Source organism: Catellicoccus marimammalium M35/04/3 (genome assembly GCF_000313915.1).
Classification (GTDB): domain Bacteria; phylum Bacillota; class Bacilli; order Lactobacillales; family Catellicoccaceae; genus Catellicoccus; species Catellicoccus marimammalium.
On the sequence record NZ_AMYT01000022.1, the window covers coordinates 129,583 to 153,185 of the forward strand.

Genomic DNA, 23,603 nt, shown 5'->3' on the forward strand with positions numbered 1-23,603 from the left:
AAAGAAGAAGAGAGAATTTGATTAAGATTAAAGAAGAAAGAATCAAGGGACATAGTCAGAGGAAGGACTCTGTGATAAAATGCAATCATAATCAATAAGGAGGGTATTTATTTGTCAAACGTTGATTTTTATGATTTGCTACTAGCGCAAATGAAGATGAAGCCAAAAGAAGAACAACCATACCCTTTAAGTACTGGCTATTTAGAACCTTTACAAGTTTCTGAAAAAAGTTCTTGTTGGCGATTTTATTTACATTGTGAAACGTTACTGAGTGTGATGCAATATGAAGATTTGTATCAACGAATGTGTCAATCTTTTCCTTTTGTAGAAAAGATTGAACTACATATTAAACCAGAAAAAATAGAAGACATCGATGCTTTTTTAGGTCAATATTGGCAGAAAGTGGGACAAGAATTAATTCAACAGTCTCCAATGATGCGCCATTATATGCAACAAGTGCAAGCAAAAACGGAAGGAACACATATTACGTTACAATTTGCAAATGCCCAAGCGAAAAATTATCTTGAAGAACATTATACTCATTGGCTACAAGAACAATTTTCTCGTTATGGCTTTCCAAAATTAACCTTCCATTTCCAATTATGGACCGAAGATCATACGGAAGAAGAATATTTAGCAACTACGCAAAAAATTAAAGCCGAAGAAGAGCAAATTCGTAAGCAACTTTCAGAAGTATTACAACAAAAAGAAGAGGAAAAAGTGGAAGTGGCAAAAGGTCCAGTGCAAATCGGCTATAAATGGAACGAGAAAAAATGGACACATCCAATTCCTCTAAAAGAGATTACAGAAGAGGGAGATTTAGTCGTTCAAGGTGCGATTTTCCGTATTGAACTAGATAAACGAGAACGTGGATCTTTATTAAAACTATATATTACCGATTATCAATCTTCTTTAATGTTGAAAAAATTCTTAACGAAAGAAGAAGAAAAACAAGTTGAACGTTTAGAAAAAGGAATGTGGATTCAAGCTTTTGGTCCTGTTCGTGCCGATCGCTTTGAAAACGATGATTTAACGATGCAATGGCGTAGTATTCGTGAAATTCCTCATACGGTACGCGAAGAAAAAGTAACCGAGCCTTATGAAAAACGGGTGGAATTACATGCTCACACTCATATGAGTATGCTAGATGGTGTCGCTAGTGTTAGTAAGATTATTTCTACAGCCGCTCGTTTTGGTCACGAAGCTGTTGCGATTACCGACCATGCAGTTGCTCAAGGATATCCAGAAGCTTATGCAGCAGGAAAAAAACACAATATTAAAGTATTGTATGGAACAGAGGCTTACATGGTAGAAGAAACTGTACCCATTGCTTATAATGAAGCTCCTGTGCCATTGCGAGAAGCAGAATATGTTGTTTTTGACGTGGAAACAACCAGCCTTTCTCCTGCTTATGGGAAGATTATCGAGCTTGCGGGTGTGAAAATGTATAAAGGAAATATTGTGGATCAATTTGATGAATTTATCGACCCAGGACATCCTTTATCAGAAACAACAACAGCGTTAACAGGAATTACAGACGCGATGGTAAAAGGCTCAAAATCAGAAAAAGAAGTGTTAGAAGCCTTCCATGAATTTTGTGGCGATTGTATTTTAGTAGCGCACAACGCAACCTTTGATATTAGCTATTTAAATAATGCTCGTCGTCGTTATGATTGGGAAGAAGTACAAAACCCCATCATTGATACGTTAGAACTTGCTCGTTTATTGCACCCAGAATATAAGCGTTTTAATTTAGGAACATTATGTAAGAAAAATGATATCTTATTAGAAAATGCTCACCGTGCGATTTACGATGCAGAAGCGACCGGACATTTAGCTTGGATTTATGTGCGTGAGTCAGAAGAAAAATTACAAATTACAAAACATGATGAATTTAATGCACATATTCCAAAAGAAAGTGGCCATGATAAACCTTTCCCAAATCATGTCACTTTATTGGTGCAAACCCAAGCAGGATTAAAAAATCTCTTCAAAATGATTTCTAAAGCACATGTGGATTATTTATTTGAAGACCAACCAAGAACTCCACGCAAAGTGATTGAAGAATTACGAGAAGGAATTTTAGTCGGAAGTAGTTGTGGCTCTGGAGAACTATTCAAATCTCTTTTGAAATATGGATATGAAAAAACAAAAGAGAAAGCGAAATTTTATGACTATATTGAAGTCATGCCTTTACTTGCCTATCGACCATTATTAGTTTCAGGGGAAGTAAATTCCATAGAAGAAATTCAAGATGTGGTCACAAAATTAGTACAAATGGGAGAGGAATTAGGCATTCCAGTGGTAGCTACTGGAGATGTTCATTATATTGAGCCTTATGAACAAATTTTCCGTAAAGTGATTGCTTCTAGTATTCGTGGAAAAGGCTTGCGTGAAGCTAAACAACAAGCAGAAGCAGAAGTATACTTTAGAACCACAGAAGAAATGCTAGAAGAATTTGCTTTTTTAGGCGAAGAAAAAGCACGAGAAATTGTAGTCAATAATACTCAAGCGATTGCCAAACGCTGTGATGAGATTGTTCCTGTGCGTGATAAATTATATACTCCATCCATGCCAGGAGCCGATGATGATATCCGTAAATTGAGTTATGATAAAGCACATGAAATTTATGGGGACCCATTACCTGAAATTGTAGAAGCCCGTTTGGAAAAAGAATTAAACAGTATTATTACGAACGGGTTCTCAGTAATTTATTTAATTGCGCAAAAATTAGTTCATAAGAGTTTACAAGATGGCTACTTAGTAGGTTCTAGGGGATCGGTAGGTTCCAGTTTTGTCGCAACGATGACAGGGATTACCGAAGTAAATCCACTTTGTCCGCACTATGTATGTCCAAAATGTAAACATAGTGAGTTTTATAATCATGGGGAATTTGGTTCGGGTTATGATATGCCAGACAAGGATTGTCCAGAGTGTGGAACATTGATGAAACATGACGGTCAAGATATTCCTTTTGAAACCTTCCTTGGATTTAATGGGGATAAAGTTCCAGATATTGACTTGAACTTTTCTGGAGAATATCAACCTCATGCCCATAACTATACAAAAGTACTTTTCGGGGAAGACCATGTATATCGTGCCGGAACCATTGGTGCGACCCAAGAAAAGACAGGAATTGCCAATGCAATTTCTTATTGTGAAGAACAAGAAATGCATGTGCCAAGAGCAGAAATTTTACGTTTAGCAGAAGGGGTTACTGGAGTGAAACGTACAACAGGACAACACCCGGGGGGAATTATTGTTATTCCAGAAAATATGGATGTGTATGATTTTACACCCATCCAATATCCTGCCAACGATGCGACAGCAGAATGGCGAACGACTCACTTTGATTTCCATGCGATTCATGATAACGTTTTAAAACTAGATATTCTAGGACACGATGATCCAACAATGATTCGGATGTTACAAGATTTATCAGGAATTAATCCAATGACCATTCCAAGTGATGATCCAGCAGTACTTTCTTTATTCTCGAGTACAGAAGCACTTGGAGTAACTCCAGAACAAATTTTATCTGAGATTGGTACCTATGGAGTGCCAGAGTTTGGAACGCATTTTGTTCGTAACATGTTAAAACAAACCAAACCAACTACTTTTGCGGAATTACTACAAATTTCTGGTTTGTCTCACGGAACGGACGTTTGGAATAATAATGCAGAAAGTTTAATTCAATCAGGAACCGCTGTATTATCTGAATGTATTGGATGTCGTGATGATATTATGGTGTACTTAATTCACCATGGATTAGAAGATGGATTATCCTTTAAAATTATGGAAAGTGTACGTAAAGGGAAAGGAATTACTCCAGAAGATCAAGACAAAATGCGAGAAGCGGATGTGCCAGAATGGTATATTGATTCTTGCTTGAAAATTAAGTATATGTTCCCAAAAGCCCATGCGGCAGCGTATGTCTTAATGGCGTTACGAGTAGCGTACTTTAAAGTACATTTCCCAATTTTATATTACTGTGCATATTTCTCTATTCGTGCGAAACGTTTTGATTTGGAACTATTTTTACGAGATAAGTCCGTAGTTGTGGAAAAAATTAAAGAAATTCGTAAAAAAGGACCACAAGAAATTACAGCCATTGAAAAAGAATTATTACCCGCTATGGAGATTGCCAATGAGATGTTACAACGTGGCTATCACTTTGCCAACGTTGATTTATATCGTTCAGAAGCACAAAACTTTGTCATTGATGGGGATACATTAATTTGTCCGTTCAATGTGATTCCAAGTTTAGGGGATACTGTAGCAGAAAAAATTATGAGTGAACGAGAAAAGAGTCCGTTTATCTCAAAAGAAGATTTAATGAACCGAACAGGAATTAGTAAAACTGTGGTGGAATATATGACGCAAACACACATCTTAGATGATTTACAAGATGAAAATCAATGCTCTTTATTTGATTTTTAGTCATAGAAAGTTTACAAAAGAAAAAACATGGCGTATACTAGGTGTACAGAATACAGAGAGGAGTGGGCGATTTTTTCGCGCACTCTTTTTGTTAACCAAAGGAGGGCGACCCGTGAACAATGTTGTCGAAGCTGTAAACGAATTAGTGCTACCAATTTTAGAAGAGAAAAATTTCGAATTAGTAGATACTGAATTTGTAAAAGAAGGAAATGACTGGTTTTTACGTGTGTATATTGATAAACCAGGAGGAATTGACATTGACGAATGTGTCTTTGTAAGTGAGCGTTTGAGTGAACAATTAGATATTACGGATCCAATCCCTCAAGCGTACTTTTTAGAAGTTTCTTCACCAGGAGCAGAACGACCTTTGAAAAAAGAGCAAGATTGGGAAAATGCATTAGCCAATCATGAATATATCCATGTTTCTCTTTATCAAAAATTAGAAGGTGAAAAGCAATATCAAGGCTTTTTAGAAGCAATGGATGAAGAAAGTATTACATTAAAAATTCGTATTAAAACAAGAGAAAAAGAAATTACAATCCCACGTCAAATGATCGCAAAAGCACGTTTGGCGATTCAATTTTAGGAAGGAATCAAACATGAGTAAACAATTAATCCAAGCATTAGATGTACTTGAGGAAGAAAAAGGTATTTCAAAAGAAGTTTTGATTGATGCCATTGAAGCTGCATTAATCTCAGCATATCGCCGTCATTTTGGTCAAGCCCAAAATGTAAAAGTGGTTTTTGATCCTAAAAAAGGAGAATGCCACATTTATGCAATGAAAGAAATTATTCCAGATGATGAAACAGTCTTTGACTCTCAATTAGAAATTCATCAATCTGATATTTTTGAATATGCTAAAAATGCGACAGAACGTCGTAAATTTATGCATTATGAAGTAGGAGATGAATTCCCAGTAGAAATCACTCCAGATAACTTTGGACGTATCGCAGCCCAAACTGCAAAACAAGTGATTTTACAACGTGTACGTGAAGCAGAACGTGAAATCATTTATAACGAATTTAGTGAATATGAAAAAGAAATTTTACAAGGAACAGTAGAACGTCAAGATAGTCGTTACGTTTATGTAAACCTTGGTAAAATTGAAGCGGTATTATCACAAAAAGAACAAATGCCAAATGAAGTGTACAAACCTCATGAAAAAATTAAAGTATACGTTTCTAATGTAGAAAGTACAACTCGTGGACCACAAGTTTTTGTTAGCCGCAGTCATCCAAACTTAGTAAAACGTTTATTTGAAAATGAAGTACCAGAAATCTTTGATGGCTCTGTAGAAATCATGAGTATTGCTCGTGAAGCTGGAGATCGTTCTAAGATTGCGGTTCGTTCAAAAAATGAAAACATTGACCCAGTAGGAACAATGGTTGGACCTCGTGGACAACGTGTTCAAACGGTAGTGAATGAATTACACGGAGAAAATATGGATATCATCGAATATAGCGATGATAAAGCAACTTACATTTGCAACGCATTAAATCCAGCCAAAGTATTAGAAGTAGTAGAAGATGAAATTAATCATAAATGTATCGTCATCGTTCCAACTGACCAATTATCATTAGCGATTGGTAAAGGAGGACAAAATGCTCGTTTAGCTGCTCGTTTAACAGGTCAAAAGATTGATATCAAATCAGAAGATGAATGGGAAGCAATGAAAGATGACTTCTTTGCCGCTCAAGAAGCAGCGAAAGAAGAAAAAGAAGCCATCGAAGAATTAGGCGAAACAGCAACAAGTATTGATGATTTATTACAAAACATGGAAATCACATCTTTAGAAGAGGAATAAGATGAAAAATAAAAAAATCCCAATGCGTAAATGTGTTGTCAGCAATGAGTTGTATCCTAAAAAACAACTTGTTCGTGTGGTAAAAAATAAGGAAGGCGAATTAATGATTGATGCTTCTGGTAAAGCAGCCGGTCGTGGTGCTTATGTTTGTCTTGATGTGGACATTGCTAAAGAAGCAAAGAAAAAACATGCCTTAGATAAAGCTTTGAATACGAAAGTGCCTGAAGCATTTTATCAAGAATTGATTGATTATATTGAACATATCATTATTCGTAAAGAGTTATTTGATCATGGATCCTAAACAAAAATTATTAAATCTTCTAGGAATTGCGCAACGCGCAGCTCAGCTAGTTACTGGAGAAAGTTTAACCCTAGAAGCGATTCGTAAAAAAAGAATTGCTTTAGTTTTTGTAGCAAGTGATGCTAGTGAAAACACGAAAAAGCAATTTTGTGATAAAGCAAAATATTATCAAATTCCTTTGTTTATGCCTTATACTTCCTTGGAATTAAGCCAAGCAATTGGTCAAAAACGAAGTGTGATTGGTATTCGTGACAAAGGATTTGCTAAAAAAATTAAAGAGTATTTAGCAGAAATTGAATAAGAGGAGGAGTTTATATGACAAAAAAACGGGTTTATGAATTAGCCAAAGAGTTAAATCAGCCAAGTAAAGAAGTAGTTGCGAAAGCAAAAGAATTAGGCTTGGATATTCATAATCACATGGCTAGTTTAGATGCTGCAGCTGAACAAAAAATTCGTGCTGCCTACGAAAAACCAAAAGCAGAAAAACCAGCCTCACAACCAAAAGCAGAAAAAAGCCATGCTGAAGGCAAAGATAAACAGGTGAAGAAAAAGAATCAAGATCGACCTTCCCACCAAGATAAGAAGAAAAAAGACAAGGGTGGTAAAATGAACAAAAACAATAATAACAATAATCAAAATAATCATAAAAATAATGCTAAACGCGATGCATTTAAAAATAATAAAAACCAAAAGGGTAAACGTAACCACAAAAAAGGAGCTGTAGCCAAACAAGAACCAAAAGCAGCTCCAGTACGTAAACAAAAAGAATTACCAGAAGTATTGGTTTATACTGATGGTATGACTATTGCAGAAATTGCGAAAAAAATCCATCGTGACCCAGCAGAAATCATCAAAAAATTATTTATGATGGGTGTTATGGCGACACAAAACCAAAGCTTAGATAAAGAAACTATTGAAATTTTAGCAGATGAATACGGTATTAAAGCAGAAGAAAAAGTACAAGTAGATATCGCTGATTTAGATCGTTTCTTTGATGATGAAGATCGCAAAGAGGAAAACTTAACAACTCGCCCACCAGTAGTTACAATTATGGGACACGTTGACCACGGGAAAACAACATTACTAGATACATTACGTAATTCTAAAGTGGCAACAGGCGAAGCTGGAGGAATTACTCAACATATCGGTGCGTACCAAGTAGAAATTGATGGTAAGAAAATTACTTTCTTAGATACACCAGGACACGCTGCCTTCACAGAAATGCGTGCCCGTGGAGCTCAAGTAACGGATATTACAATCTTAATTGTTGCAGCAGACGATGGAGTAATGCCACAAACTATCGAAGCGATTAACCACGCCAAAGCTGCAGGAGTGCCAATTATTGTTGCGGTAAACAAAATTGATAAACCAGAAGCAAATCCAGACCATGTAAAACAAGAATTAATGGAATATGGTTTAATCCCAGAAGAATGGGGCGGAGATACAATCTTTGTAGAAATTTCTGCGAAAAACAACATCAATATTGATGAATTATTAGAAATGATCTTATTAGTTGCAGAAGTAGAAGATTATAAAGCAGATGCTGATCGTCGTGCGATTGGTACTGTTATTGAAGCTCGCTTAGATAAAGGAAAAGGTCCAGTTGCGACTTTATTAGTTCAAGAAGGAACAATGCACGTAGGAGATCCAATCGTAGTGGGAAATACTTTTGGTCGTGTTCGTGTTATGACAAATGATATTGGTCGTCGTGTAAAAGTTGCGACTCCATCTACACCAGTAGAAATTACTGGATTAAATGATGTCCCTTCTGCAGGAGATCGTTTCGTTATCTTTGAAGATGAAAAATCTGCTCGTGCTGCTGGGGAAGAACGTGCAAAACGTGCTTTAGCACAACAACGTCAACAAACTGCAAAAGTTACATTAGATAACTTATTTGATACTTTAAAACAAGGTCAAATGAAAGAAGTAAATGTAATTATCAAAGCAGACGTACAAGGTTCTGTCGAAGCATTAGCAGCGAGCTTGAATAAAATTGATGTTGAAGGCGTTCGTGTTAACATCGTTCACTCTGCTGTAGGTGCAATTAATGAAAGTGACGTAACGTTAGCATCTGCAAGTAATGCGATTATCATCGGATTTAACGTACGCCCTACACCACAAGCAAAACAACAAGCGGAAGCAGAAGATGTAGAAATTCGTCTACACCGCATCATTTACAATGTAATTGATGAAATTGAAACAGCGATGAAAGGAATGTTAGATCCAGAATTCAAAGAAGTGATTACAGGACAAATGGTTGTTCGTGAAACCTTCAAAGTATCTAAAGTGGGTACAATTGCTGGATGCTACGTTTTAGATGGCTTCATTCGTCGTGATTCAGGCGTTCGTGTTATTCGTGATGGTATTGTAATTTACGAAGGACAATTAGCAAGCTTGAAACGTTTCAAAGATGATGTGAAAGAAGTTAAACAAGGCTTTGAATGTGGAGCAATGATTGAAAACTTCAATGACATTAAAGTAGATGACGTAATTGAAGGATACATCATGGAAGAAATTAAACGTGTATAGGAGAAAAAAAGATGGCAAACTATCGTAGTTATCGTGTAGCACAAGAAATTCAACGAGAAGTGAATGATATTTTACAACGTCGTGTTCGTGATCCACGTGTACAGAACATTACCATTACAGATGTCGCTGTCACTGGAGATTTGCAACAAGCTACTATTTACTATAGCTTGTTAAGCGATAAAGCGAGTGATCATCAAAAAGCAGAACAGGGATTACAAAAAGCTACCGGTTTAATTCGTAAAGAATTAGGACGTCGTTTGCGTATTTACAAAACGCCAGAATTGACGTTTAAAGAAGATGAATCTGTTCGCTATGGAAATCATATTGATGATTTAATTCGTAAAATGAGAGAACAAGAACAGCGCTAAATTAACCAAGCTCATACAGAGAAGTCTGTGTGAGCTTTTTTTAAAGGAGAAGAACAATGGATGGAATCATTCCTTTATGGAAAGAAAAAGGCATGACAAGTCATGACTGCGTATTTAAAATGCGTAAAATTTTACAAACCAAAAAAGTAGGACATGGAGGCACTTTAGATCCAAGTGTCGAAGGAGTATTACCGATTTGTGTCGGTCGAGCAACAAAATTAGTCGAAAAATTGCATGAATTACCAAAAACATATATGGGAGAAATTACATTAGGAATTGCGACAGAAACAGAAGATGCAGATGGTGAAGTGATTGCTAAAAAAGAAGTGACTACCCCTTTATCCACAGAAGAAATTGATGCGGCAATGGCTTCTTTTGTAGGAACAATGATTCAAATCCCACCGATGTATTCAGCAGTAAAAGTAAAGGGAAAACGTCTGTATGAATATGCTAGAAATCATGAAGAAGTAGAACGTCCACAGCGTGAAGTGACAATTTATGAATTCAAACGTGCAAGTGCTCCTGACTATGATGAAAAAACAAAAACACAACGTTGGCGTTTTGTTGTGACTTGTTCCAAAGGGACCTATATTCGTACGTTATCTGTGGATCTTGGAGAAAAATTAGGATTTCCTGCACATATGTCTCAATTGGTGCGTTTAGCCAGTGGTGGATTCCAAGCTAAAGATGCAGTGAAATTATCAGAAGTGGAAGCAGCAGTGGAAAAAAATCAGTTATCTCATTGCCTATTTTCAATTTCTGAAGTGATGAAAGACCAACCTCGTCGTGATTTATCTCAATCTGAATATCATGTGGTTAAAAATGGAGGGAAGGTAGAAAAATTACCTTCTGAAAAAGAATGGCATGAAATTGCATTTTACTACCAAGATGAGCTCGTGGCGTTGTATCATGATCGAGGAGGCAAACCAACTTGGTTTTGCGATATTATGATTCAGATTGGTGGAAAATAAAATGAAAAAAATAAATTTGCATGAGCCTTATCAACCACAAAATTTCCCACCTTGTGTGTTATTACTTGGTTTTTTTGATGGAGTACATCTAGGGCATCAAGCTTTATTAGAACAAGGGAGAAAATTGGCTAAAGAAAAAGGAATTCCTTTAGCGATTCTTACTTTTTCTCGTCATCCATCGATGATTTTTAAAAAACAAGCGCCTTTCCAATATTTATTACCGCAAACAGAAAAAGAAGAGGTTTTTGCGGAATGGGGTGTCGATTTACTTTATTGTGTAGAATTTACGAGTCGTTTTGCGAACTTATCAGCAGAAGACTTTGTTAAAAAATATATTTTAGGTCTACAAGCTCGAGCAGTAGTAGTAGGCTTTGATTATCATTATGGAGCGCAAAAAGCAGCTTCAGCGTTAGATTTAAAAATGGCGTTAGATGCGATTTGTCCAGTAACGATTGTTCCTTGCTTTGAACAAGGTGGAAAAAAAGTGAGTTCGACTAGAATTCGCAATGCCTTGCGTCAAGGAAAAATGGAAGAAGTACAAGCTTGTTTAGGTCACGCTTATACTATGAAAGGATATGTCGTTCGAGGAGATGCGAGAGGGCGTACGCTCGGGTTTCCTACTGCGAATTTAAATATGCCTGTCGATCAACTTTTACCGATGGATGGGATTTATATTGTAGAAGTAGCTTGGGAAGGAAAAACATATCAAGGGATGGCAAGCATTGGTCATAATGTGACGTTTGGTGCTCATGCTCGTAGTATTGAAGTGCATATTTTAGACTTTAATGAAGAGATTTATGGCGAAACGTTAGCGATTTCTTGGTTACATTATTTACGAGCAGAAGAACAATTTGATTCTGTTCATGAATTAATTCATCAATTACAAGAAGATGAAAAAAATACGCGTCAATATTTTGCGCAAAGAAAATAGGAGGAGTATATGACTTCAGCTTATATTCACATTCCTTTTTGTGATCAAATTTGTTTTTATTGTGATTTTCCTAAAGTATTGAAAGAAGATCAACCGATTGAAGAATATTTAACAACTTTGCGTTGGGAAATGGAACAATATCAAGTGAAAGAACCTTGTGAGACCTTATATATTGGAGGAGGAACTCCTTCTTCTTTAAATGAGCAAGAATTAGAGCAATTACTTGCTTCAGTGCGTGAAATGTTACCTTTTTCTGGGGGAGAATTTACTTTTGAAGTCAATCCTGGAGATTTAAATGAAGCCAAACTACATTTATTGGAGGAATATGGTGTAAATCGTCTTTCTATGGGAGTGCAAACCTTCAATGAAACTCTACTTAAAAAAATTGGTCGCAAGCATAATCGACAAGATGTTCATGATACGTTACATGCGATTGAGAAGTATTCTACGATTACAAATGTCTCTTTGGATTTAATTTATGCATTGCCAAAACAAACAATCGAAGATTTCCAAGCTACTTTAAAAGAAGCGGTAGAGCTAGGATTACCTCACTTTTCTTTATATGCTTTGATTTTAGAGAATCAAACCGTCTTTGCGAATTTAGCACGCCGAGGGAAATTATTATTACCTACTCAAGAAGAAGAGGTTGCCATGGAAGAGTGGGCACAAGAATATCTTGAGGCACGAGGTTGGCATCGTTATGAATTAAGTAATTATGGAAAAGAAGGATATGAAAGCCAACATAATTTAATGTATTGGGATAACAAACATTATTATGGCTTTGGTGCAGGAGGTAGTGGTTATTTAGGAAATGAACGCTATCGCAATCATGCTCCAATCCAACATTACTTAGCAGCTTGTCAAAAAGGAGAATTACCGATTGTAGAAAAAGAAGTCATTTCTCGCTCTGCTGCAATGGAAGAACAAATCTTTTTAGGGTTGCGAAAGACAAAAGGAGTTTCTAAAAAAGAATTTGCGGCTCGCTTTCATCAACCCATTGAAGAAGTCTATGGCCCAGTAATTTCTGATTTATTAGCGAAGGGATTATTGCAAGAACAAGATGATTTTCTTTCTTTAACCCCACAAGGGCGTCTCTTTGGCAACGATGTATTTGTAGAATTTTTACTAGATAAATAAGGGGAAAACCACTTTTTTAGCAATCGATAAAAAAGAGTGCTAAAAAAAGTGGTTTTTTTGTTGACAAAGAATAAAAAAGTGATTATATTAATAATTGTAAAAGGTTAGCACTCTACTAAAGAGAATGCTAATGTTCATAAAGAGGTGATCATGGTGTTGAAACCACGCCAGTTAGATGTTTTGAAATTATTGGTGCATCTGTTCATCAATAATCATCAACCCGTTGGTTCTTCCACTTTAAAAACAGAAGGAATTGATGCTAGTTCAGCGACGATTCGCAATGACTTAGCATTACTAGAAGCAAAAGGGTTTATTGAAAAAACCCATGTATCTTCTGGACGTATTCCTTCCTTAAAAGGATATCGTTATTATATTGATCATCTGTTACAACCATTACCTCTTTCAGAAGAAGAGCGAAGAGCAATTCGAGAACAATTGCAAACGAATGAACCTTTGTTACAAAACTTTTTGGGACAAAGTGCAATGCAATTAGCGGAGTTGACCGGTTGCACAACTTTTATTTCAGAATTGAATCAAGAAAGTTGTATTTTGACTGCGTTTCAACTAGTATTTCTTAATGAACAACAGGTAATGGCGGTAATGGTAAACAATCGCGGAAATGTAGAGAAACGATTGTATCCTGTAGAAAGAGATTTCACTCCTGAATGGTTACAAGAAATTGAGCATTTTGTTCAAGATGAATTCGTAGGCGAAAGCATTATGACCATTCAACAACGATTGAAAACAGAATTGCCTATTACACTACAACGAGTGTTTACTCAATCCAATTTTGTTCTTTCTTTATTGAATACCATCTTTGAAGAAGTATTCAAAGGACAATGTTATATTGGAGGCGAGATGAATCTTTTAGATGCTTATCAAAATGAGTTACCAAGATTCAAAAAAGTGCATGAATGGGTTCATTCTGAAGCGAGTGAAAGTTTATTACAATGTCCAACGGATGATTGTATTCATATCTACCTAGGAAGTGAATTAAAAACTCCATTACTAGAAGATATGGCCCTAATTAAAATGCGATATCAAGTGGCGCCTTATGGCAGTGGAGTACTAGCAGTATTAGGACCTGCTGGATTGCCTTATCCACGTATCTTATCATTATTGCGTTGTTTTAAAGAGGAATTTGAACAACAGGTTGCAAATTATCACTTGTTAGTTCATAACCCATTAACATAGAAAGGAAGTAATTTTGTGAACGAAGAAAACAAAAACACAACAGAACAAGAAGAAATCGTAGAAGCTGTAGAAAAAGAAGTAGAGATTGAAGCGGCCGAAGAAGAAAGCGAAATCGTTGAATTAAAACAAAAGATTGATGAACTTTCTGACCAAAACTTACGCTTACAAGCAGAAATTGTAAACATGCGCAATCGTAATCAAAAAGACCGTGAAACTGCTGCTAAATATCGTGCACAGGATTTAGCAAAAGAATTACTTCCAGCGATTGATAATTTAGAACGCGCATTAGCAATTGATGTTGATAATGAACATGGAGAAGCTTTGAAAAAAGGTGTACAAATGGTTTTAGACAACTTAAAAACAGCCTTGAAAGCGCAAGGAATTGAAGAAATTGTAGCGTTAAATCAAGCCTTTGATCCAACGGTTCACCAAGCGGTACAAACCGTGGATGCAAAAGAAAACAATGTCGAACCAAACACAATTGTACAAGAACTGCAAAAAGGTTATAAATTACATGATCGTGTGTTACGTCCAGCAATGGTTGTTGTAGCACAGTAGCCTTATTAATATCATTATTCAAAAAAAGAGACTATAATAAAGACAAAGAAATGAAAAGGAGACTTCATTATGAGTAACAAAATTATCGGAATTGACTTAGGTACAACAAACTCAGCTGTCGCTGTATTAGAAGGTGGCGAAGCTAAAATTATTCCAAACCCAGAAGGTAACCGTACAACTCCTTCTGTCGTTGCTTTCAAAGATGGAGAAATTCAAGTAGGGGAAGTTGCTAAACGTCAAGCAGTAACAAACCCAAATACAATCTCTTCTATTAAACGTCATATGGGTACAGACTACAAAGTAGAAGTAGATGGTAAACAATATACACCACAAGAAATCTCAGCAATGATTTTACAATACTTAAAAGGTTATGCTGAAGATTACTTAGGAGAAAAAGTAGATAAAGCCGTAATTACAGTTCCAGCTTACTTCGATGATGCTCAACGTCAAGCAACAAAAGATGCTGGTAAAATTGCTGGTTTAGAAGTAGAACGTATCGTAAACGAACCTACAGCTGCTGCATTAGCTTATGGTTTAGATAAAACAGATAAAGATGAAAAAGTATTAGTATTTGACCTTGGTGGTGGTACTTTCGACGTATCTATCCTTGAATTAGGAGATGGCGTGTTCGACGTATTATCAACTGCTGGGGACAACCATTTAGGTGGAGATGACTTCGATAACAAAATTATTGATTGGGCAGTAGCTGAATTCAAAAAAGAAAATGGTATCGACTTATCTCAAGATAAAATGGCATTACAACGTTTGAAAGATGCCGCTGAAAAAGCGAAAAAAGATTTATCAGGTGTAACAAGTGCACAAATCAGCTTACCATTCATTACAGCTGGTGAAGCAGGACCATTACACTTAGAAATGACATTAACACGTGCAAAATTCGATGAATTAACTCATGATTTAGTAGAACGTACAAAAGAACCTGTTCGTCGTGCTTTATCTGATGCTGGTTTATCAAACGCAGACATCGACGAAGTGATCTTAGTTGGTGGTTCAACACGTATCCCAGCCGTAGTAGAAGCTGTACGTAAAGAAACAGGTAAAGAACCTAACAAATCTGTAAACCCAGATGAAGTAGTAGCAATGGGTGCTGCTATCCAAGGTGGGGTTATCACTGGAGATGTTAAAGATGTTGTCTTATTAGACGTTACTCCATTATCATTAGGTATCGAAACAATGGGTGGAGTGATGACAAAATTAATCGATCGTAACACAACAATCCCAACAAGTAAATCTCAAGTGTTCTCAACTGCTGCCGATAACCAACCAGCAGTAGACATCCACGTATTACAAGGGGAACGTCCAATGGCTGCCGACAACAAAACATTAGGTCGCTTCCAATTAACAGATATCCCTGCTGCACCTCGTGGAGTACCTCAAATCGAAGTAACTTTTGATATCGATAAAAACGGTATTGTAAACGTAAGTGCGAAAGATTTAGGAACTGGTAAAGAACAAAAAATTACGATTACTTCTTCTACAGGATTATCTGATGAAGAAATCGAACGCATGGTAAAAGATGCAGAAGCAAATGCAGATGCAGATAAACAACGTAAAGAAGAAGCAGATTTACGTAACGAAGTAGATGCATTAATCTTCAGCGTAGATAAAACATTAGAAGAATTAAAAGATAAAGTTTCAGAAGATGAAGTGAAAAAAGCAGAAGCTGCTCGTGACGAATTAAAAGCTGCAGTTGAAGCAAATGATTTAGAACAAATGAAAGCGAAAAAAGATGCGTTAGAAGCAATCGTTCGTGACTTATCTGTTAAATTATATGAACAAGCTGCGCAACAACAAGCTCAAGCAAATCCAGAAGCTGCAAAAGATGGCGATGACGACGTGGTAGATGCTGACTTTGAAGAAGTAGATAAATAATAAGAGAAATTCATAGGAAGTAGAGCCAGTAGCGATGCTATTGGCTCTCTTTTTAAGAGGGATGGGAGACAATATGGCAACAAAACGAGATTATTATGAAGTATTAGGAGTACAAAAGGATGCTTCTGATGCAGAAATTAAAAAGGCATATCGTAAGTTATCAAAAAAATATCACCCAGATATTAATAAAGAACCCGATGCTGCAGATAAATTTAAAGAAGTATCAGAGGCGTATGAAGTATTAAGCGATCCGCAAAAACGTGCAGCGTATGACCAATACGGACATGCTTCTACTGATCCAAACTTTAACGGTGGATTTGGCGGCTTTGGTGGCGGCTTTGATGGATTCGATGGCGGTGGCTTTGGTGGCTTTGAAGATATCTTCTCTTCCTTCTTTGGTGGAGGAGGCGGTGGCTTTGGTAGCACCAATCCAAATACGCCTCGTCAAGGTGCAGATTTAAGCTATACGTTAGACTTGACCTTTGATGAAGCAATTCATGGAACAGAAAAGAGCATTAGCTATCGTCGTTCTGAAGTATGTGAAACTTGTCATGGTTCAGGAGCAAAAGCAGGAACAGAACCTGAAACTTGTCCAAAATGTCATGGTTCAGGTACAATCAACGTTCAACGTCAAACTCCATTAGGTCGTATGATGACTCAAGAAGTATGTGACGAATGTCATGGTACAGGTAAGATTATTAAAGAAAAATGTAGTACTTGTCATGGCGAAGGAGTCGTAGAAAATACGCATACGATTAAAATTACCGTTCCTGCGGGTGTGGAAGATGGAACACAAATGCGTGTCGCTGGTCAAGGACAAGCAGGAGAAAATGGTGGACCATACGGTGATTTATACGTTGTTTTCCATGTTCAAGCAAGTAAAGAATTCCGTCGTGATGGAGCAGATATTTACTATGAATTACCATTGAACTTTGCTCAAGTCTCTTTAGGAGATGAGGTAGAAGTACCAACCGTAGACGGAAAGGTGAAATTGAAAATTCCAGCAGGAACTCAATCTGGTAAAATGTTCCGTTTACGTGGAAAAGGTGCAGCTCGTTTACATGGTACAGGTCGTGGGGACCAATATGTAATCGCAAATGTGGTAACACCAAAATCAATGAATGAAAAACAAAAAGAAGCAATGCGAATGTTTGCAGAAGCCACAGATGGTCCAGTGAAAAACGAAGAAAGCTTCTTTGACAAAATGAGAGATCGTTTTGGCAAACACAATAAATAAAAGAAAGAGAAGTAGAGTCTTGTACTCTGCTTCTTTTTTTTTCTTTTGAAAATAGGTATAATAGAAAGAAGTAATCCTATCAGGAGAAGGAGTGGAAAAAGATGGCCGTAGTAGCAAATCATCGACCAACAAAAGCGATTGTTTCAAAAGGAGCAATTCGTCATAATATTGAAGAAGAAATGAAACGTTTACCTAAAGATGCACAGTTATGGGCAGTGGTAAAAGCAGATGCTTATGGACATGGAGCCTTAGAAGTTGCCAAAGTAGCAAAAGAAGCGGGAGCAACAGGATATTGCGTTGCCTATGTAGATGAAGGAATTGCTCTACGTGAGGCAGGATTTACAGAACCGATTTTAGTATTGGGAGTTACTGAACCTATGAGTACCGTTGTACTTGCTGCCAAATATCATCTTTCTTTAGCAGCTCCAAGTGTGGATTGGTTAGAACGAGCAGATTTAGCATTGAAAGAAGTCAATGAAAGCTTAACGGTTCATTTAGCGGTTGATAGTGGAATGGGACGTATTGGTTTTGTTTATGAAGAAGAAATGGCTGAGGCAAAAGCACGCATGTCAGAATGGACAAACATTGAAGTGGAAGGGATTTTCACTCATTTTGCCACTGCTGATGAATTAGATGAAAGTTATTTTGTCACTCAACAAGATCGTTTCCAAAAGGCATTAGCGATTTTAGGTGAAGATTATAAATATATTCATACTTGTAATACCGCTACTGCTTTATGGCACGAAGCTTGGCATTCTAATGTTGTTCGCTTTGGAGTAGGAATTTATGGTATGAATCCATCAGGTAGTGTTTTACCTTTACCTTATGAGTTACAACCGGCGATGCGTATTGAAAGTGAAATCGTATATGTTAAAAAACAACCGAAAGGCCGCAGTGTAAGTTATGGAGCAACCTATACTTCACAAGAAGAAGAATATATTGCTACTTTACCGATTGGTTATGCGGATGGTTGGTTGCGCCGTTATAGTGGATTTTCTGTGCTTGTCGATGGACAACGTGCAGAAATCGTTGGTCGTGTTACTATGGATCAAATTATGATTCGTTTACCAAAATACTATCCTGTAGGAACAAAAGTAACATTAATTGGTAAAGATGGAGAAGAAGAAAACACCTTTACTCAAGCTGCAGATTATATTGGAACGATTAACTATGAATTAACATCAATTTTAGGACAACGCTTAGAGCGTATTTATGAGGAGGACTAAGTTTGAATTTTAAGGAATATCAATTAAAGCCCTATATTCAAAAAGCATTGGAAGAAAAAGGATTTAAAGAACCGACTGAGGTGCAACAATATTTTATTCCAATGATTCGTAAAGGAAAAAGTGTCGTTGGACAATCACAAACCGGAACAGGAAAAACTCATACTTTCTTGATTCCACTATTCCAACGTCTAGATGAAACAAAAGAAGAAGTTCAGGTTATTATCACTGCACCAAGTCGTGAATTAGCACAACAAATTTATAAAGAAGCACAATGGATTGCTTCTTTCTCTGGAGAAAGCATTAAAATTGCTTGTTATATTGGAGGAACCGATAAAAAACGTCAAATCGAAAAATTACAACAGGGACAACCACAAATTGTGATTGGAACTCCAGGACGTATTTTAGATTTAATTAAAGAACAAGCATTGAAAGTTCACACTGCTTTTGCTTTTGTAGTCGATGAAGCAGATATGACTTTAGACCTTGGATTTTTAGGAGAAGTCGATCAAATTGCAGGACGCTTACCTTATTTAGAACAAATGCTAGTCTTTTCTGCGACCATTCCAGAAAAATTAAAACCGTTCTTGAAAAAATATATGGAAAATCCAGTAATGGGTGAAATTAAGCCAAAAGAAAAAATCGCTACAACAATTGAAAATTGCTTATTATCTACCAAAGGTCAAGATCGTATTGGTATTATTTATCAATTATTAACCATGGGAAATCCTTATTTGGCATTAGTATTTGCAAATACAAAAGAACGTGTAGATGAAATTACTTCTGCTTTACGTGAACGCGGATTGAAAGTCGCAAAAATTCATGGAGATGTGCCTCCGCGTGAACGTAAACGTGTGATGAAACAAATTCAAAATTTAGAATATCAATATGTCGTTGCGACCGATTTAGCTGCTCGTGGAATTGATATTGAAGGAGTTTCTTTAGTTATCAATGATGAACTACCAAAAGACTTAGAGTTTTATATTCACCGTGTGGGTCGTACAGGACGTAATGGTTTAGAAGGAACTGCCATTACTTTATATGGTCCAGGAGATGACCAAGCGATTTTAGAATTAGAAGAAATGGGTGTCAACTTTGTACCAAAAGCTCTAAAAAATGGAGAATTGGTTGATACTTTTGACCGTCGTCGTCGTGAACAACGTACAAAAACCCAACAAAAATTAGATCCATCTATGATTGGGATGGTGAAAAAGAAAAAGAAAAAAGTAAAACCAGGTTATAAGAAAAAAATTAACCGTACGATTGAAGAAGATCGTCGTCGTCGTCGTCGTCAAGAGATGAAACAACAAAATCGTCGTCGTCGTAAAGAAAGAAAAGAAGAGTATTAAAAGGAAAGTATGTGAAGGAATAATGAAAAAAAGGAATAAATGGATTGCGGTCATTTCTGTACTTGTGGGATTGACTGTCATTGGTGGCTATGGAGGAATTCGTTATCTTTTTGATTACGCAATTGTGCGCGATGAAAAAGATTTTATGAGTAGTGGAGATGCTTCTGGAACAAGTGAACCAGCAAAACCTTATGAAAAATGGACTTTTTTAAATACTAAGCCCAAATACATGACTCAAAAAACAGAAGATGGATTGACGTTAAAAGGAGTTTATTTACGCAATAATGAACAAAAAGTTCAGGGGAACCGTAAATTAATGATTTTAGTCCATGGATATACTTCGAATGGGAAATTATTAGAACAATACGCCAAACTTTTTTATGGTAAAGGATATGATTTATTCTTACCGGATGCTAGAGCTCATGGAATGAGTGAAGGAAAATATATTGGTTTTGGTTGGCCTGATCGAATTGATCTTTTACATTGGATTAAGCAAATGATTGCTTATTACGATGATAAAGTAGATATTGGATTATGGGGAATCAGTATGGGTGGTGCTGAAGTGATGATGGTTAGTGGTGAAAAACTACCAAAACAAGTAAAATGTATCATCGAAGATTGCGGATACTCCAGTACAAAAGAAGAAATGGAATATCAATTAAAAGAAATGTTCCACTTACCTTCTTTCCCTATTATTCCTTTAGCCTCTGCGTATACAGAACATCGAGTAGGATATAATTTCTATGAGAGTAGCGCTGTAGAACAATTGAAGAAAAATCATTTACCGATGCTCTTCATTCATGGTTCAAAAGATGATTTTGTACCAACAGAAATGGTAGAAGAAGTATATGAAGCATCGAAAGGTCCAAAAGAAAAAGTGATTTTCCCAGGAGCAGGACATGCGAAAAGTTATCAATCCAATCCAAAACGTTATGAAAAAGTGGTTTTCCAATTTTTAGATCAATACTTGCCAGTGAAAGAAAAGAGTAAAAAGTGATAACGCTTGCAATTCATAACAAAAAAATTTATCATAAAGGTGTGATAGATAAAATGAAATGAGGGATTATCATGAGATCATTCATGACAGATGACTTACAAGAACAAGCAATTAAAGATTTACAATTAATGGTGGCATGTCCATCTTATTGTGATGAAGAACATGCAGAAGAAGGAGCTCCTTTTGGACCAGGAATTGCTAAATGTTTAGATACAACATTAGACATTTTTGAAAAAAATGGTTTTAGTACCTACAAAGATCCAAAAGGCTATTATGGATATGCAGAAATTGGTGAGGGTACAGAAACATTAGCTGTACTATGTCACTTAGATGTTGTTCCTGCTGGTGATTTAGCAGATTGGAATACAGATCCATTTAAAGCTACTTTAATTGATGGTAATTTAGCTTTAGTAGGACGTGGAGTTCAAGACGATAAAGGTCCTACAATGATGGCTTTATATGCTTTGAAAGCAGTAACAGAAGGTACAGGATTAGTACCAAATAAAAAAATTCGTTTCATCTTTGGTACAGATGAAGAAACATTATGGCGTTGTATGGATCATTACAATGCAGAACAACCACAAGCAGATATGGGATTTGCCCCAGATGCTGATTTCCCATTAATTTATGCGGAAAAAGGTTTATTACAAGCTGAAATGGTTGGACCAAAAGTAACAGATTACACAGTAACTGGTGGTAGTGCATTAAACGTAGTACCAAATAAAGCGCAATATATTGGACCAAAAGCTAAAGAAGTGGCTCAAGCTTTAGAAAAATTAGGTTATGATTATAAACAAGTAGATGATTCTACAATTGAAGTTTATGGAAAAGCAGTTCACTCAAAAGATGCTCCAGAAGGAATCAATGCAATTACTCGTTTAGCAGAAGCATTAGCTACAATTTACGATGATCCTATGATTCAATTATTAGGTAAAACTGTAAAAGCGGATGCGAATGGAGTAACTTTAGTAGGAGATGTGGAAGATGAAGTTTCTGGTAAACTAACTTTCAATATCGCTACAATTCAATGTGATGCTAACGGTTCAAAAGTTGGAATCGATTTGCGTATCCCAGTAACTGTAGATAAAGATGAATTAGTTCATCGTTTAAGTGAAAAATTAGAAGCAAACGGCTTAGAATATTCAGAAGTAGACTATGTAGCATCATTATATGTACCACAAGATAGTACTTTGGTGAAAAACTTATTAGAAGTTTACCGTGACTACACAGGAGATATGGAAGAACCTCTTGTTTCTGGTGGAGCTACTTTTGCTAGAACAATGAATAACTGTGTTGCCTTTGGACCATTCTTCCCATATAGTGACAATACAGAACACCAAGCCAATGAAACTTTAGACCTAAAAGAAATGCGTCAAGCAATGGATATTTATGCAGAAGCATTCTATCGCTTAGCATTTAAAGAATAGAATAAACAAGAGAGACTGAGAGGATTTACTCTCAGTCTTTTTTTGTTGTTTATTTAGAATCTAACTATACGAAGAAATTATTTTTTGGTAAACAATAATGAATTTATTTTTTGAGATTTTACTACTTTTTTGCAAAAAATGAATGGATGAACATAAAAAAAAACAAAAAAACGTATTCATTATAGCAAAAAAGGTCTAAAATTACTTGTTGGTATCGAGAAAATTGAAAATTAAATATAGGGGTGATCAAATGCAGTTTAAAAAGAAAGCAAATGTTTTTGCGACTCTTGCATTAGTCGCAAGTTCATTTTGTTCTTCATTTGTTGGGGTAGCAAATGCAGAAACAAAAAGCGGAGGAGAACCTGGATATGAGGTGACAAATCTTTCGCCGCAAGTAAGGCTAGAGGTTAAGGGGCCAAATGGGTATAAGGCTCCAGCATATTGCTATAATCCAACATGGGAACCACCAGGTCTAGAGAAATCAGTTCGTTATGAACGATTTGATTTTTACGATGGTATGAAAACAGCTGCTGATAAAAAAGAATCAGAAGAAAAAGTAGATACCATCATGACTGTTTTATTATTGGGGTATCCAAATAATTTGATGGCAGAAAAATTAACGCCAATTGCGAAATCAGACATGGAACATCACTTAGGGAGTTTTATAAATACTCATAATTTAGATGAATATATGTGGGAATCTACGCAACAAGCAGTTTGGGCGATTGCACAACCGGGTGGAGGTCATGTGCAGAATTATTATATTAAAGAAATGGTGGATTTTGCTAAAAAGTATCCTTTAAATGAAGATACAGCGAAAGCGAAATACGCGATGTTAGTGGATCATAAAAATGAAGTGATTTCTGAAAAGAATCCATTGGTGATTGATGCTAATTCTCATAAATCACAAATATTTATGTTACATAAAAATTATCAATTGCCTGTCCAAATCAAAGATTTACCACAAAATCTTTCTATTCTTGATACACAAGGAAAGAAAACAACAACATTGATACCTGGAACTTCTTATTATGTTCAATCTTCAGGTGATTTTACTGGAAAAGTGAATTTTAAAGCAAACTTTTTCAAAATTAAAGACGACAATTTCTTTGCACCATTAGAACATACAGAAAGTGCAAATACTCCATATCAAAATGTCGTTAATACTTCTTATGAAAATGTGCCTATTTCTATTCCTGTAACAGGTTCGAAAGTTAATCAAAAAACGACTATCGAAATTTCTAAA

General features: G+C 36.1%; 19 protein-coding genes. All 19 read left to right on the forward strand.

Annotated features, from left to right (window positions below):
* Positions 1–111: 111 nt before the first annotated feature.
* Positions 112–4,440 (forward strand): PolC-type DNA polymerase III, encoded by a 4,329-nt coding sequence (locus C683_RS06195; protein WP_009492092.1) that lies wholly within the window; start codon positions 112–114, stop codon positions 4,438–4,440.
* Between the two features lie 112 nt (positions 4,441–4,552).
* On the forward strand, positions 4,553–5,026 hold the full coding sequence (rimP, locus tag C683_RS06200; protein WP_009492094.1) for a ribosome maturation factor RimP: 474 nt from the start codon (positions 4,553–4,555) through the stop codon (positions 5,024–5,026).
* A 13-nt stretch (positions 5,027–5,039) separates the two neighbouring features.
* Positions 5,040–6,245, forward strand: a complete 1,206-nt coding sequence (nusA, locus tag C683_RS06205; RefSeq protein WP_009492096.1) for a transcription termination factor NusA — start codon at positions 5,040–5,042, stop codon at positions 6,243–6,245.
* 1 nt (position 6,246) lies between these two features.
* Positions 6,247–6,546: an RNase P modulator RnpM gene (rnpM, locus tag C683_RS06210; protein WP_009492098.1), complete on the forward strand. Its 300-nt coding sequence runs from the start codon at positions 6,247–6,249 to the stop codon at positions 6,544–6,546.
* A complete protein-coding gene (locus C683_RS06215; RefSeq protein WP_009492100.1) occupies positions 6,536–6,847 on the forward strand; it encodes a YlxQ-related RNA-binding protein in 312 nt (103 codons plus the stop codon). Before rnpM ends, C683_RS06215 begins: the two co-directional genes overlap by 11 nt.
* A gap of 14 nt (positions 6,848–6,861) precedes the next feature.
* Complete coding sequence (gene infB / locus C683_RS06220) at positions 6,862–9,075, forward strand: translation initiation factor IF-2 (protein ID WP_009492102.1); 2,214 nt, start codon at positions 6,862–6,864, stop codon at positions 9,073–9,075.
* An 11-nt stretch (positions 9,076–9,086) separates the two neighbouring features.
* A complete protein-coding gene (gene rbfA / locus C683_RS06225) occupies positions 9,087–9,443 on the forward strand; it encodes a 30S ribosome-binding factor RbfA (protein WP_009492104.1) in 357 nt (118 codons plus the stop codon).
* Between the two features lie 56 nt (positions 9,444–9,499).
* Positions 9,500–10,414, forward strand: coding sequence for a tRNA pseudouridine(55) synthase TruB (gene truB, locus C683_RS06230; RefSeq protein WP_009492106.1), 915 nt, complete (start codon positions 9,500–9,502; stop codon positions 10,412–10,414).
* A gap of 1 nt (position 10,415) precedes the next feature.
* On the forward strand, positions 10,416–11,345 hold the full coding sequence (gene ribF / locus C683_RS06235) for a riboflavin biosynthesis protein RibF (RefSeq protein ID WP_009492108.1): 930 nt from the start codon (positions 10,416–10,418) through the stop codon (positions 11,343–11,345).
* 9 nt (positions 11,346–11,354) lie between these two features.
* On the forward strand, positions 11,355–12,482 hold the full coding sequence (gene hemW / locus C683_RS06240; protein ID WP_009492110.1) for a radical SAM family heme chaperone HemW: 1,128 nt from the start codon (positions 11,355–11,357) through the stop codon (positions 12,480–12,482).
* Between the two features lie 150 nt (positions 12,483–12,632).
* The gene (hrcA, locus tag C683_RS06245; protein ID WP_009492112.1) at positions 12,633–13,676 is read left to right on the forward strand and encodes a heat-inducible transcriptional repressor HrcA; all 1,044 of its coding nucleotides are present in this window, start codon (positions 12,633–12,635) and stop codon (positions 13,674–13,676) included.
* 15 nt (positions 13,677–13,691) lie between these two features.
* Complete coding sequence (gene grpE, locus C683_RS06250) at positions 13,692–14,234, forward strand: nucleotide exchange factor GrpE (protein WP_009492114.1); 543 nt, start codon at positions 13,692–13,694, stop codon at positions 14,232–14,234.
* 69 nt (positions 14,235–14,303) lie between these two features.
* Positions 14,304–16,124, forward strand: a complete 1,821-nt coding sequence (gene dnaK / locus C683_RS06255) for a molecular chaperone DnaK (protein WP_009492116.1) — start codon at positions 14,304–14,306, stop codon at positions 16,122–16,124.
* Positions 16,125–16,197: 73 nt separating this feature from the next.
* On the forward strand, positions 16,198–17,361 hold the full coding sequence (gene dnaJ / locus C683_RS06260; RefSeq protein WP_009492118.1) for a molecular chaperone DnaJ: 1,164 nt from the start codon (positions 16,198–16,200) through the stop codon (positions 17,359–17,361).
* A gap of 101 nt (positions 17,362–17,462) precedes the next feature.
* Positions 17,463–18,587, forward strand: coding sequence for an alanine racemase (alr, locus tag C683_RS06265; RefSeq protein ID WP_009492120.1), 1,125 nt, complete (start codon positions 17,463–17,465; stop codon positions 18,585–18,587).
* A 2-nt stretch (positions 18,588–18,589) separates the two neighbouring features.
* Positions 18,590–19,933, forward strand: coding sequence for a DEAD/DEAH box helicase (locus C683_RS06270; RefSeq protein WP_009492122.1), 1,344 nt, complete (start codon positions 18,590–18,592; stop codon positions 19,931–19,933).
* A 22-nt stretch (positions 19,934–19,955) separates the two neighbouring features.
* On the forward strand, positions 19,956–20,930 hold the full coding sequence (locus C683_RS06275) for an alpha/beta hydrolase (RefSeq protein ID WP_009492124.1): 975 nt from the start codon (positions 19,956–19,958) through the stop codon (positions 20,928–20,930).
* Positions 20,931–21,001: 71 nt separating this feature from the next.
* Positions 21,002–22,357: a M20 family metallopeptidase gene (locus C683_RS06280; protein ID WP_040388760.1), complete on the forward strand. Its 1,356-nt coding sequence runs from the start codon at positions 21,002–21,004 to the stop codon at positions 22,355–22,357.
* Between the two features lie 250 nt (positions 22,358–22,607).
* Positions 22,608–23,603 (forward strand): Cys-Gln thioester bond-forming surface protein (locus tag C683_RS06285; protein ID WP_040388761.1); only part of this gene is annotated, 996 nt, incomplete at its 3' end.